This window comes from Brucella tritici (assembly GCF_902825325.1).
GTDB lineage: Bacteria > Pseudomonadota > Alphaproteobacteria > Rhizobiales > Rhizobiaceae > Brucella.
The window spans coordinates 231,481-246,192 of record NZ_CADEAR010000006.1; the positions used below are offsets into that span (position 1 = coordinate 231,481).

A 14,712-nucleotide genomic window follows, 5' to 3' on the forward strand; every position below is an offset into this window, starting at 1 on the left:
AACCCCGATTACCTGCCGGAGTTTCTCCCGCGGGCGTCAGAATTCAAGTTTGCGCTAGTGTCTCGGCATTTGCCGCTGCTCTTAAAAGGCGCATGTCATAGTGGAGCTATCATGTCGAAACCGGTTGTTACCCGTTTTGCCCCTTCGCCCACGGGGTATCTGCACATTGGTGGTGCACGTACTGCCTTGTTCAACTGGCTCTATGCCAAGCACAATGGCGGCAAGATGCTGTTGCGCATCGAAGACACCGACCGGGAACGTTCCACAGACGCCGCTACGGCTGCCATTCTCGATGGGCTGACCTGGCTGGGCCTGGATTGGGACGGTGATGCCATCTCGCAGTTCGAACGCGCACCTCGTCATCGCGAAGTGGCAGAAGAACTCGTCGCTCGTGGCAAGGCATACTATTGTTATGCTACGCCAGCAGAGCTGGAAGAAATGCGTGAGAAAGCACGGGCCGAAGGCCGCCCGCCGCGTTATGATGGTCGCTGGCGTGATCGTGATCCGTCTGAAGCGCCTGCTGGCGTAAAGCCGGTCATCCGGATCAAAGCTCCACAGGAAGGTGAAACCCTCGTGCAGGACGCCGTGCAGGGTGACGTGCGTTTTCCGAACAAGGATCTGGATGATTTTATCATTCTGCGTTCCGATGGTACGCCGACTTACATGCATGCAGTCGTTGTCGATGATCACGATATGGGTGTGACGCACATCATTCGCGGTGATGATCATCTGACCAATGCTGCGCGACAGACCGTCATCTATGATGCAATGGGCTGGGATGTGCCGCAAATGTCGCATATCCCCCTTATTCATGGTGCGGACGGTGCAAAGCTCTCCAAGCGTCATGGGGCTTTGGGTGTGGATGCCTACCGTGCGATGGGCTATTTGCCTGCGGCCTTGCGCAACTATCTGGTACGTCTCGGCTGGAGCCACGGTGACGACGAAATCATGTCGACCGAACAGATGATCGAATGGTTCGACGTGAAGGACATCAACAAGGGTGCAGCTCGCTTCGACTTTCAGAAGCTTGAGGCAGTCAATGGCGTCTATATGCGCGCCAGCGACGACAAGGCGCTTTACGATGCACTTATCGCTGTTCTACCAGAAATCGAAGGCGGCAAAGAAATTGCGGACGCGCTGGACGACAAGCGCAGCGCACAATTGCTCGCCGCAATGCCGGGCCTCAAGGATCGCGCCAAAACTCTGGTGGAACTGGCCGACGGATCGAAGTTTATCTTCGCAGCCCGTCCGCTTGACCTTGATGAGAAGGCAGCTTCGCTCCTGAATGAGGAAGGCCGCTCCGTCCTTAAATCCGTTCTCCCGGATTTGGAAGCAGCTGAAGAGTGGACCGCTGAATCACTTGATGCGGTCGTACGGACTCACGCAGAGAAAACCGGGCTGAAACTGGGCAAGATTGCACAGCCCCTACGTGCAGCATTGACTGGTCGCGCCACCTCTCCGGGCGTGTTCGACGTGCTTTTCGTCCTTGGACGCGAAGAGTCACTTGGACGTATTCGCGATCAAATCGGTTAAGGTGGAAACATTCACGCTGACGTGACAAAACCGGCGTAAATAGTTCAAATTACGCATTGCATCACGAACCGTTTGGGATAGTTTGACGGGCAAAATCGTTAGGATAATGCGTGAAACGCTGATGGTCCCCGCAAGCCGGGGACCATGCCAAAAGATAAAAGACAAATTATAACGACGATTACAATTCTGCCGTCGTGCGGGCGGCAAAGTGGACATGAAAGGAAACACGATGTCAGATAGGACAGCCAGCTTTACACTAGAAGGCAAAACATTCGACCTGCCTGTGCGACAAGGCACTGTCGGACCAGACGTCGTTGATATCGGTCCACTCTACAAGAATTCCCAGATGTTCACCTACGATCCGGGCTTCACATCCACTGCATCGTGCGAATCCAAGATCACTTACATTGATGGCGATGAAGGCACGCTGCTCTATCGCGGTTACCCGATCGACCAGCTCGCCGAACATGGTGATTTTCTGGAGACCTGCTATCTGCTTCTCTACGGCGAATTGCCGACGGCAACCCAGAAGTCTGACTTCGACTATCGTGTGACGCGCCACACGATGATCCACGAACAGATGACGAAGTTCTTTACAGGCTTCCGTCGTGATGCCCATCCGATGGCTGTGATGGTCGGTTGCGTTGGTGCAATGTCGGCCTTCTATCATGACTCGACCGATATCACCGACCCGCATCAGCGTATGGTCGCGTCGATCCGTCTGATCGCCAAGGTTCCGACGCTTGCTGCCATGGCTTACAAATACCATATCGGCCAGCCGTTCATGTATCCGAAGAACGACCTCGATTTTGCATCGAACTTCCTGCACATGTGCTTTGGCGTTCCATGCGAAGATTACAAGGTCAATCCGGTTCTGGCTCGCGCGATGGACCGAATCTTCATCCTCCACGCCGATCATGAGCAGAACGCCTCGACCTCGACCGTGCGTCTCGCCGGTTCTTCTGGCGCCAATCCATTTGCATGTATCGCTGCCGGCGTTGCCTGCCTGTGGGGTCCTGCCCATGGTGGCGCAAATGAAGCTGCACTCAACATGCTGGCTGAAATTGGTTCCGTTGACCGTATTCCAGAATTCATCGCCCGTGCAAAGGACAAGAACGATCCGTTCCGTCTGATGGGCTTCGGTCACCGCGTCTACAAGAACTACGACCCGCGCGCCAAGATCATGCAGAAGACCTGCCATGAAGTTCTGGGCGAACTCGGCATCAAGGATGATCCATTGCTCGACGTTGCGATGGAACTGGAAAAGATCGCCCTGACGGACGAATACTTCATTGAGAAGAAGCTTTATCCGAATATCGACTTCTACTCCGGCATCACGCTGAAGGCTCTCGGCTTCCCAACCGAAATGTTCACGGTTCTCTTTGCTCTCGCCCGCACCGTCGGCTGGGTCGCACAGTGGAAGGAAATGATCGAAGATCCGCAGCAGAAGATCGGCCGCCCGCGCCAGCTTTATACCGGCGCTGCCGAACGCGATTACGTGCCGCTCGCAAAGCGCAAATAATTATCAATCAGCAAGAAAAAAACCCGGTTGCCAAAACAACCGGGTTTTTCGTTTCCGGAGCAGCCCCAGCAAAAATGCGAAGCGCCTGCGCGGCGAAATCAGTTTCTGGTATCGCCAGCCAGTTCCAGAATGACCCGCGCGCCGATCTCGCCGGAAGGTTGCTCCGTCGCCATGATCGACGCAACTCTGTCAAATCCGTCCAGTTGTGCTTGTCGCGCCGATCCGGGCCGCATCAGCCGCTCAAGGTTGCGCGCGAGCATTCCCGGACGGACAAACTCATTGAAATATTCAGGCACGATTGGTTCGTCGGCAATAATATTCGGCAGAGCCGCACTCCAGATCGTAATCTTCGGCATCAAGAACTTGCGCGCAAACCAGTCCGCCTTATAGGAAAGCACGCTTGGAATGCGCGAGAGGGCCAACTCCAGTGAGACGGTGCCGGAGGCGGCGAGCGCGGCATCGGCTTTCGAAAACGCTTTCCACTTTTCCTCATCACCTAAGACAATGAGCGGTTTGACAGCCCAGTTCTTTGAAAGATCCCGTACCATTTCCTCGATGCGCGGCAATGTCGGCAGAACGACATCGAGCTTTTCAACACGGGCCGCGAGCTCACCGACAGCTTGTCCGAACGGCTCCATAAGCATTTGGATTTCAGTGCGACGTGAACCCGGTAAAACAAGCAATGTTTTCCGGGATTCAGCAGTTCGCCCTCTTTCCAAAGCCTTCTGCTCTGCCCGCGCTTGCAAGATCGGGCCATAACTCGAAAGGCGGTGCCCGACATACGTTGCACTTGGTCCGCTCAATCGTTGCATGACCTCAACTTCAAACGGAAGAATAGTCAGCACATGGTCAAAATATGCCTTCATCGCCCTGGCGCGTTGCGGACGCCAGGCCCAGACACTCGGCGCTATATATTTCACAATAGGAATTGTTGGATTGGCAGCCCTGATCTTCTGGGCGACACGATGGGTAAACTCCGGACTGTCGATCAGGAGAACGCAATCTGGCTTCTCTGCAACGATGCGCCGCGCGGTCTGACCGATACGCCGCATTAGCCCCGGCAAGTTCTTCAGAATTGCACCGAGCCCCATAAGCGCAATCTCGTGCGGGTCAAAGAAGGACGTCATCCCCCTAGCCGCAAGGTGATCGCCGCCAACACCGACGATATCAACCAGCCGGTCAGTCTGGTTTCGCAGAGCATCAATCAAATCGGCACCAAGAAGATCACCGGATTCTTCACCGGCCACGATTGCTATTTTCAATGGCCGGCTGTTGGTGCTCACTTCCTAGTATCCTTTCGCCCGCGGCTGACAGTCTCTATGAAAATGCCTTTTTCATTCGCTGCCGCGATGGTTTCGCCGAAGCCTAGAATGAATGTCCTGCCCGCCTCAACCGCTATTCCTGATAATCCCGCCTTTGCGGCGTTATCAACTGTCGAAATTCCGATAGTTGGGAGATCGGCTCTTTCGTCCTGCTGCGGCTTAGCCATCTTGACCAGAACGCCGCCGCGGCGCGGTATGCGACCAGCTGCACGCAACTCGCGCACACGCTCGATCATTTGGTCCGTGCCTTCAGCTCCTTCAAGCGCCACAACACGCCCACCAACTGCAATTGCACCCTGCCCGACATCGAGATCGCCCAATCGAAGCGCAGATTCCATCGCGAGTTCAAGATTTTGACGCTCTCGGGTGTCTGGCATCTTTCGGGTCAAAATTTGAGCCGGTGATGGCGAAAGCAAATCAGGGGCAACTTCATGAGCTCCGACAACTTTGAAGCCAAAGGACTCCAGCAGCCCAATAAACGCACGCAACAAAGCATCGTCGCCTTGCCCCAGCGCACGCAAAACGTATGGCACCGCACGTAAAGTAGGCCAGTCAAACTTCAGGTCGCTTACATGGGGTCTGCTGGTCACTCCGCCAGCAAGGACAACCCGATCCACACCGGCAGTTTTCATCGACCGCACGAGCTTTGCAAACTCTACGATCGAAATTTCCTGATGTTCGTATTTGTAAAGTAGCGGATCAGCTTCTCCTCGCAATGGGACGAGGAAAGGCGACTTCCCTGCAACTGCGAGGGCCTCGGCCACATTGATCGGCAGCAAGCCATTACCGGCGATAATCGCAACGCGCCCCGCACCATCTGCGAGACGCGGTATTTGCTCAATCTTCGCCGCTGTCATGCCCGGCCCCACCATGAACCGCATCGAGCGGAGGTGTACAGTAGGCACGCTTGGTATCGACATTGATGAAATCGATCATGTCAATGACAGCTGGAGAGTCCGGTATCGCAATCAGAACGTCCCTGGCACGATCCCGGATTGGCTTAGTGCGGTCGAACAGCATCCGGACGGCATGACGGAGATTATGAATCTCTTTGCGTTCCATACCGGAGCGCTTCATACCGACGATGTTCAATCCGCCGAGATGAGCATGGACACCAATCGCCATGCCATAAGGGATAAGATCGCTTACAACGGCAGCCATACCGCCAACGAAAGCGTGATGTCCAATGCGCACAAACTGATGGATAGCCGCGCCGCCACCAAGAATAGCGTGGTGTCCGATTGAGGTGTGACCGCCAATCATCACATTATTGGAGAATGTAACGTAATCGCCAATATCGCAGTCATGGGCTACATGCGCATAGGCCAAGAACGAGCAGTTATCGCCTACAGAAGTATAACCGCGCGCACTGTCCGACCCCTTGTGCATGGTCACGCCTTCACGGATAAGGCAATTTGCGCCGATATTCAGCTTGGTCGGGCCGCCCTTATGCTTATTGTTCTGCGGATCGCACCCCAGAACAGCATGTGGATAAACCTTTCCGCCTGCACCAAGCGTCGTCGCGCCGGTTACTACTACATGGCTCATCAATTCCGAATTGTCGCCGATGACGGCGCCAGACTGAATGTGACAGAAGGGGCCGACAGACACACCCTGCCCCAGTTCCACACCCTGCTCTACCAGAGCGGTGGGGTGAATGAATGTTTCTTTCATTGATATGCTCACTGGCTTTCTTCAGCTGTGCTGATCATGGCAGCGACTTCAGCTTCCGCAACCTTTACACCATCAACTTCCGCAACGCATTCATATTTCGAGATATTTGCGCGTTGCTTGATTTTCTTGACGCGAAGCAGAAGCCGATCTCCCGGTATAACCGGGCGACGGAACTTCGCATTATCGATAGTCATGAAATAGACCACGCCGGGACGTCCAGTTTTACGCTGGAGCAGCGAAATAGCGCCGGCTGTCTGCGCCATGGCTTCGATGATCAATACACCCGGCATGATCGGCTTTTCAGGGAAGTGTCCCGTGAAATGCGGCTCGTTGATCGTCACATTTTTGATGCCAGTCGCAGAGACATCACCGTCGATGTCGACAATTCGGTCGATCAGCAAAAACGGATAGCGATGCGGCAACACTGCCAGAAGATCCTGGATATCTGCTGCTTCCAGCTTTGTCTGATTTGCATCACTCATCAGAGGATTGCTCCTTTCTCGATTGCCCGATGCTGCGTATGTTCGCAATATCGCGGAACCACTGCTTGATAGGCCGCGCGGGAATGCCTCCCCAGCGTTCCCCATCGGGTATGTCATTCATAACACCGCTTGCCGCGGCGACCTGCACACGCGAACCGATAATCAAATGATCCGCAAGCCCTACACGCCCACCCAGCATGGTCTGGTCGCCAATGACACAGCTACCGGAAATGCCGCAATGGGCAGCCACGATACAAAAACGGCCAATTCGCACGTTATGTGCGATCTGAACCAGATTATCGATTTTCGTACCTTCACCGATAACAGTGTCATTCAACGAACCACGATCAACCGTGGTATTGGCACCAATCTCGACATTATCCTGAATGATAACGCGGCCAAGCTGGGGAACCTTTTCCAAACCCGCAGGGCCTGGAACATAACCAAAACCATCCTGTCCGATCCGGACACCGGGATGAAGTGAAACATGATTACCAATGAAAGCACATTGGATCGTGACCCCTGGTCCAATATAACTATCGCGCCCAATCTGGCTGTTCTCACCGATGACCGCCGTTGAAGCAATCAGCGTACCGGAGCCAACAGTCACGCCCTTGCCGATCACCGCGCCAGCTTCAATAGTCGCACCATCCTCGATATGCGCTGACGGGTGAATAATAGCAGCGGAAGAAACACCCGTTTCTCCAAACCAGCTGACCGGCTTGACGGATGCAGGAAAAAGCATTCGACCAACGGATGCGAAATCCCGTTGCGGATTACGGGTAACCAGTGCCGCTATATGCTGCGGCACACTGTCTACGAGAGCTTCCGTACAGAGAACACCTGCAGCATTGATCGAGGAGAGGCCATCGGCGTTCTTCTTGCCCTCGACGAAAGCAAGCGAACCGTCAGCCGCGTCTTTCAGCGAAGAAAGACGCGCAACAGAACGCGGCGCAAGCTTCGGGTCACGAAGTCTTGCACCGGTAAAATCTGCGATATCGCCAATCGTGAGTTCACGCGAAGGCGCGAAAAAAACAGGATCTGCCATCAAAACACTTTCTTCCCCGGGGTATTACGCCCCGGGAAAAGGCAAATCTATTAGAACTTGGTCGAAACACCGAAGTTGAAGTTCTGAACCTTGTCGGTGTCAGCCTTCGCGATCGGGAACGCGTAGTCGAAGCGCAGGGGACCAAACGGTGAGGCCCACATCAAGCTGACACCTGCCGAAGCACGAAGCTTCTTGTCGTCACCAAGAGCACCTGGGGTATTATTGCCATAGAGCGTTGCTGCATCTGCGAACAGAGCACCACGGATGCCCAAGCTTTCCGGAACGAGCGGCATCGGGAACTGAACTTCAGCCGTACCGTTGAAATAGGTCGTTCCGCCCAGCCAATAACGCTTACCGCTTTCAGAATCCTGATAAGGACCAATACCGTTGAACTTGAAGCCGCGAATGATATCCGAGTTATTCTTGAACAAGTCGAAGATGCGGACGCCATCATTGCCAAACTCGTGGATATAACCACCGCCGACGCCCAACATACCGACAATGTCGGCTTCCTGAGAAAGCGTCTTGTAGTAGTTAGCCTTAGCAGTCGTCTTGATATACTTCGCGTCACCACCGAGACCGGCAAACTCCTGCGTAAACTTGCCATAAAGACCGTCATGCGGGTTCTTCATGTCGTCGATGGAGTTGTAGGTCAGCGAGTAGCTGATCGATGAACGAAGCCAAGGGCTGTGCTCAGCAGCTTCCAGCAACGCCGGTGCATAATAATCTTCCCGGTCAGCACGGAAAAGGTCGTACTTTTCCTGAACGAGGTTATACGCAATACCTGCAGAGAAGTTGTCCGTGATCGGCAAACCGAAACGGATCGTACCACCGGTCTGTTCGACGTCGTAATCGTCATTCACGCGGTACGTGCGGCGGAATACATCGAAACCAGCCGACAGACGATATCCGAGGAAATATGGCTCGGTGAACGACAGGCCGTAATTGCGCATATCGTCCTGACCGGCCCCCGCACTGATGCGGATATACTGGCCACGTCCGAGGAAGTTACGCTCAGTGATGGCAGCTTCGACCTGCGCACCTGGGGATTCACCACCGGTCGTGTAGCCACCACCGATCGAGAATTCACCCGTCGACTTTTCGACAACGTCAACGACGAGGATGACCTGATCCGGCTCGGAGCCAGGGGCGGTCGAAATGTTGACCGTCTGGAAGAAATCAAGCGCTTCGAGACGACGCTTCGCTCGCTGCACCATAACCTGATTGAAGGCATCACCTTCGTTCATGTCGAATTCACGGCGAATCACGAAATCGCGAGTCTTATCATTGCCGCGGATTTCAATACGCTGAATGTAAGCACGCGGGCCTTCGTCAACACTATAAACGACCGAGATCGTGTGGTTATCAAAATCACGATCGCCGCGTGGCTCAACCTTTGCGAAAGCGTAGCCGCTACCAGCAACATTCTCGGTAACCGCGAGAACCGAATCTTCGATTTCCTTGGCACTGTAAGGCTTGCCCGAACGGGTCTTGACCAGATGATCCAGAGCCTGCCCGTCAACGCCTTCAACGTTGCTTTCGACGCTTACATTGCCGAACGTATAGCGCTGACCTTCATCAACTGTGATCGTGATCGTGTACTCGTTCGTCGAAGGATCAAGAACTGCATTCGACGAAATGACGCGGAAATCCGCATAGCCACGATTGTAATAGAAACGACGGAGCGTTTCCTCGTCAGCCTGCAGACGACCTTCATCATAAACGTCATTACGCGTCAGCCACGAAAGCGGGTTCGAACGCTTGGTCGAAATCACGTCGCGCAGACGGCGGGCACTGAACGCCTGATTGCCGACGAAATCGACATTTGCGATCTTCGTGCGCGAACCTTCGTTGATTTCATAGACGACGTTTACACGCCCCTGACCAAGGTCAACCGTGCGCGCATTTACAGTCGCATCGCTGCGCCCGATATGTGCATAGGCTCCCTTGATGGCCTCAACATCCGCTTCCATCGTCGCAGAGTCATAAGGCGAACGCGGCTTGAGCTGAACAGCACGAGTTAGATCAGGGTCCTTGATCTTCTTATTGCCCTGGAAAAGGACATTGTTGACCACAGAACGCTCGGAAACATTCACAACGAGCGTGCTGCCGGACTGATTGATGCGAACATCCGAGAACAGGCCCATCGCGAACAGACGCTTCACCGCAGCATCGATATCAGCGCTGGTGAAAGCCTTGCCCGGACGAATATCAATGTTGTCACGGATGGACTGTGCGTCGACGCGAGTGTTACCACGCACTTCGATACGGCTAACGACAGCTGCCTCAGCTACATTGACCGAAGTCAGCGAGAGTGCAGCAGTACCCGAAGCCACAAGAGCCACTGACATGGCGAGCGCAGAAGCGGCGCCAAAGAATTTAGAACTTGCCGTCATAGGCTTTCCGAACCTTCGTTTCTTTCTGTCCCCGGGGCGATTAACCCAGAAAAGCACGTACAGATACAACCGTCATACCCGGTTTTTCCATACAAGCAAGCGTCACGGTTAAATTCTGTTTACTTAAGCAACCAGCGTGGCATCCGCGCCACGCGATTTAAGCGTTATGGTAAACAAATCGCTTAGCTTTTCCAGCAGTCACTCCCAATTTTCACTTCTGTTTAACACCTTTCCCGATCCTCATCGGAGAAGATGCGCGTCATAGCGGTCAGCTGACTGGAACCCTCCAGCCTGCACCGATCTCCAAGATCACCGCCTGAGCCAGCCGGAGAGTCATCTAGCAGGCAAACAGGTCATTGAAAAGTACGAACCCCATGAATCCCATAACAAGAAGGAATCCTATACGGTAGAAAATTTCCTGCGCTGCCGTAGATACCGGGCTACCCTTGATGGCCTCAACCGCATAGAACACCAGATGACCACCATCCAGTGGCGGCAAAGGAAACAGGTTCAGAAGCCCTATACCGACGGACAACATCGCCATCAGTTGAATGAGCCAGTCAAACCCCTGGCTTGCTGCCTTCCCGGCCATATTGGCAATCTTGACCGGACCGCCCAGCTGACATTTGTCCTCACGCCCAACCGCAAAACGCTGGAAGAACTCTCCCGTACGGCTGATAATATAGCCTGTCTCCATGACAGCTTGTCTCACTGATTCGAGGGGACCATATTCAATCCGACGGAAATTACCGACTGCTTCGGTAGTCTCCACGCCGATAGCACCAAGCCTGATCTTGTTTCCAAGCGGATCGGTCCGTTCGACAATTGCCGGGACGGCCTGCAGATCAACCATCTTGCCATCACGCTCAACGGTGAAATTCAGCCTGTCTCCCGCGCGACCTGACACGATGCGTTGCACATCAGAAAAAGTTGTGATTTTTTCACCGTCAACGCTGATAAAGCGATCTCCGGCTGCAAACCCTGCTTGAGCAGCGGGACTGTCTGGTTGGACGCCAGCGATCAGCGGATCAGAAATCTGACGGCCATAAAGTGCAAAGAAAACACTGAAAATAACAATAGTCAGAATGATATTGAAAGCAGGACCAGCAAAGACAGTCGCCGCGCGTTTCCACACGGGTTGAGTATGAAATGCCCTGCGCTGTTCATCTTCACTCAGGCTTGCATTATCTACATCGACAGGAGAGCTCGTGGCACTCTCATCACCGATGAATTTGACATAGCCACCAAGCGGAATGGCGGAAATCTTCCACCGTGTCCCATGACGGTCCGTGAAGCCAATCAGCTCAGGTCCAAACCCGATAGAAAAGGCCTGCGAGCCAATACCGCACCAGCGTGCAACCAGATAATGGCCCATTTCATGAACGAAGACCACAACGGTCAAAACGAAGAGAAATGGTATGATGGTCCCGACAAGCAGGCTTTCGCCACCCAGAAAAAAGGCCAACGCCTCCTGCAAATCACTACTCCTTGCACAATGCTAGCGGGCTTCCGAAGAACCGAATGAGTCTTGAGCAATCCCGTAAACTCATTCGTTGCGCCCTTAAAAACTGAAGAAAATCGCGGACGGTACGTCTGGCTCAGCGAAAATTGCACCAAACACGTACAAAAGTGCGGCAGCGGCTACAAGCCCATCAACCCGATCCAGAACACCACCATGTCCAGGCAAAAGGCGTCCAGAGTCCTTTGCGCCGAACTGGCGTTTCACCCATGATTCTGCAAGGTCGCCGATCTGCGAAACAACAGACAGTAACAGTGCGAGCAGCGGCACGAGCCAGCTGCCGGGCGCAGCCACCAGAGATGCAACCAGAATACCGCCAGCTACTGCCGCAGCAGCGCCACCAATGGCGCCGGACCAAGTCTTATTCGGGGAAAAGCGTGGCGCCAGTTTCGGTCCACCCAACGCTCGGCCATTGAAGTAGGCCGCAATATCGGTGGACCAGACAACGGCGAAGAGGAAAACAATGGCCGTAAAGCCGAAAGGCTCGTCACCGCGCAGAAGCGAAAGCGAAATGGCAGAGAAGCCGGCATAAAAAAGTCCAGCTGCTGGCCAACCGCGACCTGCCCGCCATTGCGTGAACAATAGAATGAGGGTGCCTGCAAGCAGAACACCAATCGTCAGCAATGCGCTCCGGTCCATCACGAGCAAAATGCTGGTAAGCAGCAGCCAACCCCAGCCAAACAGGCGCGAAAACGACGTTTGTTTCGATGCAGTCAGGCTTGTCCATTCATGGAACATGGCCAATCCGATCACAATCGAAAACAGCGTGAAACCCAAACCGCCGACCCATGTCAGCCACAAGGCGGCTGCACCGAGAACAATAGCGGTAATGATGCGGGTTTGCAGATTGGACATTGAGACCTTTCGACAGAATGGCTTGCGCCATATTAGAGCATTCTCAGTCGTTCCACCTCTCTGGAACCACTTTATACAGCCGCCCCCTTGGTCGAAGGACATGCGATTTCTTCTTCACGTTCTTCCAGCCCGACTCGTACTTCAACACCACCGAATCGACGCTCGCGCTGGCGAAATGCCTCATAAGCTGCATCTAGGTCAGAGGATCGAAAATCTGGCCAATGAATTGGCAGGAACAGAAACTCGGAATACGCCGCTTGCCAGAGTAGAAAGTTCGACAGGCGCATTTCCCCGCTCGTACGGATAATGAGGTCCGGATCGGGTATCCCGGCAGTATCAAGATTTGCGGAAATCAGTTCGCCCGAGATAGAGGACGGATCAAGCCGCCCGGCAGCAACATCGCGCGCCAGGCTTCGAACGGCACGGACTATCTCGTCGCGGGAACCGTAGTTGAAAGCTATAATCAGGTTGAGGCCGGTATTTCGATGCGTAAGCGTCTCCGCCTCGATCAGCAACGCACGGATGTCGGCCGCAAGTTCCTCACGCTCGCCAATAATGCTGACCCGCACATTATTGCGATGCAGTTCCGCAAGATCACGACGGATGAAAATCTTCAACAACCCCAGAAGATCGTTCACCTCGCCGCTGGGGCGGGACCAGTTCTCTGAAGAGAACGCAAACAATGTAAGGTAGCCGAGACCACGATCCCCGGCTGCCCGTACAGTCTCGCGAAGAGCTTCCACCCCAGCCCGGTGCCCGGCGCTGCGTGGCAAATTGCGTGCCTTCGCCCAACGGCCATTGCCATCCATGATAATGGCTATGTGGCGCGGATCGGACATGGCGAAGCTCTCCCTCATTGAAAACCATGCAAGTCCTAGACCTGCATGATCTCCCCTTCTTTCACTGCAACGACCTTATCCATTTCTGCAATGGTTTCGTCGGTCAGCTTCTGCACTTTTTCAGATAGAACGCGGCTGTCATCCTGACTGATGAGGCTGTCCTTCTCCAGCTTTTTCAGAGTGTCCATGCCGTCGCGGCGCACATGGCGGGCAGCGATACGGCCCTGCTCAGCATACTGATGGGCGATCTTGACCAGCTCCTTGCGCCGCTGTTCGTTCAATTCCGGCAGCGGAATGCGCAGGGTCATGCCATCAGTAATAGGATTGAGACCAAGGCCAGAATCGCGAATCGCGCGTTCCACTGCGCCCACCATGCTCTTGTCCCAGACGGAAACCGAAAGCATGCGCGATTCGGGAACAGTGATATTGGCAACCTGATTGATCGGCATCGTTGAGCCATAGGCTTCGATGGTGATCGGCTCCAGCAAGCTTGCCGAAGCGCGACCCGTACGCAGACCGTTAAGGTCATGCTTCAAAGAGTTGATAGCGCCTTCCATGCGGCGTTTCAGGTCGTTGATGTCGAAAGCATCACTCATACATTTTCTCCTTCGATACGCAGCAAAGGTCGATCAATTATCGGAAACGATCGTGCAGCGCCCCTTGCCTTGCAGAATTTCGGCCAAGCCGCCGTTTTCATGGATGGAATAGACTATTATCGGAATGTTGTTCTCACGCGCAAGGGCAACAGCAGCTGTATCCATGACCGCAAGCCCGCGATCGAGAACTTCTTTGTGCGTCAGACTGTCAAAACGAGTTGCGTTCGGATCCTTCTTCGGGTCGGCAGAATAGATTCCGTCAACCTGCGTGCCCTTCAAGAGTGCATCGGCTTCAATTTCCGCTGCACGAAGAGCTGCTGCCGAATCCGTTGTGAAGAATGGATTTCCGGTACCGCCGGCAAAGATCACGACCTTGCCCTCATCCATATAGGCCGTAGCCTGCCTCTGCGAGAAGCTCTCACAGATTTCTGGCATAGCGATGGCCGATAGCACGACAGAATCAACACCGATCTTGTGCAGGGAGGTGCGTAGCGCCAGCGAATTGATGACCGTAGCTAGCATGCCCATGTGGTCGCCCGTCACACGGTCGCCGCCTTTGGAAGCCACAGCGACGCCACGGAAAATGTTCCCACCGCCAATGACGACGCCAACTTCAACGCCGAGCGAACGTGCCTGCTTGATATCGTTTGCAATGCGGTCTGCAACGGAAACATCGATCCCAAAGCCCTGACTGCCCATCAACGCCTCGCCGGAGGCTTTCAAAAGGACGCGTTTGTAGGCGGGCTTACCGGACATTGGATGCTCTCCGCAGATCGAGATCAAGGGTTGTGTTCGGGTTCCGATACACGAAGGGCATCGCGTTGTCACGCGATGCCCTTCATAATCAAAAGCCTTTTCTGGCAATCAGCGCATTCCAAAAAACGGAAACCAGTCTTTGGGACAAATCGCGCTGAAGATCAGAGCTG

General features: G+C 54.2%; 13 protein-coding genes. 2 read left to right on the forward strand and 11 right to left on the reverse strand.

Annotated elements, in window-relative coordinates; translation table 11 throughout:
• Positions 1-111: 111 nt before the first annotated feature.
• Together gltX and gltA are read left to right on the forward strand one after the other, a co-directional pair.
• A complete protein-coding gene (gene gltX / locus HWX93_RS11045) occupies positions 112-1,533 on the forward strand; it encodes a glutamate--tRNA ligase (RefSeq protein ID WP_176037401.1) in 1,422 nt (473 codons plus the stop codon).
• 229 nt (positions 1,534-1,762) lie between these two features.
• On the forward strand, positions 1,763-3,055 hold the full coding sequence (gene gltA / locus HWX93_RS11050; protein ID WP_061346486.1) for a citrate synthase: 1,293 nt from the start codon (positions 1,763-1,765) through the stop codon (positions 3,053-3,055).
• Positions 3,056-3,153: 98 nt separating this feature from the next.
• Here gltA and lpxB read toward each other — a convergent pair whose 3' ends face one another.
• The 11 genes from lpxB to pyrH form a co-directional block, all read right to left on the reverse strand.
• The gene (gene lpxB, locus HWX93_RS11055; RefSeq protein ID WP_176037402.1) at positions 3,154-4,338 is read right to left on the reverse strand and encodes a lipid-A-disaccharide synthase; all 1,185 of its coding nucleotides are present in this window, start codon (positions 4,336-4,338) and stop codon (positions 3,154-3,156) included.
• On the reverse strand, positions 4,335-5,234 hold the full coding sequence (locus HWX93_RS11060; protein WP_176037403.1) for an LpxI family protein: 900 nt from the start codon (positions 5,232-5,234) through the stop codon (positions 4,335-4,337). Before HWX93_RS11060 ends, lpxB begins: the two co-directional genes overlap by 4 nt.
• Positions 5,215-6,051 (reverse strand): acyl-ACP--UDP-N-acetylglucosamine O-acyltransferase, encoded by an 837-nt coding sequence (gene lpxA, locus HWX93_RS11065; RefSeq protein WP_109987770.1) that lies wholly within the window; start codon positions 6,049-6,051, stop codon positions 5,215-5,217. The genes HWX93_RS11060 and lpxA overlap by 20 nt, the downstream gene beginning before the upstream one ends.
• Before the next feature lie 8 nt (positions 6,052-6,059).
• On the reverse strand, positions 6,060-6,533 hold the full coding sequence (gene fabZ / locus HWX93_RS11070) for a 3-hydroxyacyl-ACP dehydratase FabZ (protein ID WP_176037404.1): 474 nt from the start codon (positions 6,531-6,533) through the stop codon (positions 6,060-6,062).
• A complete protein-coding gene (gene lpxD / locus HWX93_RS11075; protein WP_176037405.1) occupies positions 6,526-7,581 on the reverse strand; it encodes a UDP-3-O-(3-hydroxymyristoyl)glucosamine N-acyltransferase in 1,056 nt (351 codons plus the stop codon). Before lpxD ends, fabZ begins: the two co-directional genes overlap by 8 nt.
• A gap of 50 nt (positions 7,582-7,631) precedes the next feature.
• Positions 7,632-9,977 carry an outer membrane protein assembly factor BamA gene (gene bamA / locus HWX93_RS11080; RefSeq protein WP_176037406.1) on the reverse strand — a complete coding sequence of 782 codons (2,346 nt, stop codon included), beginning with the start codon at positions 9,975-9,977 and terminating at the stop codon, positions 7,632-7,634.
• Positions 9,978-10,314: 337 nt separating this feature from the next.
• Positions 10,315-11,454, reverse strand: a complete 1,140-nt coding sequence (gene rseP / locus HWX93_RS11085) for an RIP metalloprotease RseP (protein WP_176037407.1) — start codon at positions 11,452-11,454, stop codon at positions 10,315-10,317.
• Between the two features lie 84 nt (positions 11,455-11,538).
• Positions 11,539-12,351 carry a phosphatidate cytidylyltransferase gene (locus HWX93_RS11090; RefSeq protein ID WP_176037408.1) on the reverse strand — a complete coding sequence of 271 codons (813 nt, stop codon included), beginning with the start codon at positions 12,349-12,351 and terminating at the stop codon, positions 11,539-11,541.
• Positions 12,352-12,422: 71 nt separating this feature from the next.
• Positions 12,423-13,208: an isoprenyl transferase gene (locus HWX93_RS11095; protein WP_268904579.1), complete on the reverse strand. Its 786-nt coding sequence runs from the start codon at positions 13,206-13,208 to the stop codon at positions 12,423-12,425.
• Between the two features lie 17 nt (positions 13,209-13,225).
• Positions 13,226-13,786, reverse strand: a complete 561-nt coding sequence (frr, locus tag HWX93_RS11100; RefSeq protein ID WP_109987763.1) for a ribosome recycling factor — start codon at positions 13,784-13,786, stop codon at positions 13,226-13,228.
• Positions 13,787-13,819: 33 nt separating this feature from the next.
• Positions 13,820-14,542, reverse strand: a complete 723-nt coding sequence (gene pyrH / locus HWX93_RS11105; RefSeq protein ID WP_010659978.1) for a UMP kinase — start codon at positions 14,540-14,542, stop codon at positions 13,820-13,822.
• Positions 14,543-14,712 lie beyond the last annotated feature (170 nt).

Bases quoted from the DNA above. Each gene is read 5' to 3' on its own strand.
- gltA (WP_061346486.1), top strand. From the start codon at position 1,763: ATGTCAGATAGGACAGCCAGCTTTACACTAGAAGGCAAAACATTCGAC.
- bamA (WP_176037406.1), bottom strand. From the start codon at position 9,977: ATGACGGCAAGTTCTAAATTCTTTGGCGCCGCTTCTGCGCTCGCCATG.
- lpxA (WP_109987770.1), bottom strand. From the start codon at position 6,051: ATGAAAGAAACATTCATTCACCCCACCGCTCTGGTAGAGCAGGGTGTG.
- HWX93_RS11090 (WP_176037408.1), bottom strand. From the start codon at position 12,351: ATGTCCAATCTGCAAACCCGCATCATTACCGCTATTGTTCTCGGTGCA.
- frr (WP_109987763.1), bottom strand. From the start codon at position 13,786: ATGAGTGATGCTTTCGACATCAACGACCTGAAACGCCGCATGGAAGGC.
- pyrH (WP_010659978.1), bottom strand. From the start codon at position 14,542: ATGTCCGGTAAGCCCGCCTACAAACGCGTCCTTTTGAAAGCCTCCGGC.
- gltX (WP_176037401.1), top strand. From the start codon at position 112: ATGTCGAAACCGGTTGTTACCCGTTTTGCCCCTTCGCCCACGGGGTAT.
- fabZ (WP_176037404.1), bottom strand. From the start codon at position 6,533: ATGAGTGATGCAAATCAGACAAAGCTGGAAGCAGCAGATATCCAGGAT.
- HWX93_RS11095 (WP_268904579.1), bottom strand. From the start codon at position 13,208: ATGAGGGAGAGCTTCGCCATGTCCGATCCGCGCCACATAGCCATTATC.
- HWX93_RS11060 (WP_176037403.1), bottom strand. From the start codon at position 5,234: ATGACAGCGGCGAAGATTGAGCAAATACCGCGTCTCGCAGATGGTGCG.
- lpxD (WP_176037405.1), bottom strand. From the start codon at position 7,581: ATGGCAGATCCTGTTTTTTTCGCGCCTTCGCGTGAACTCACGATTGGC.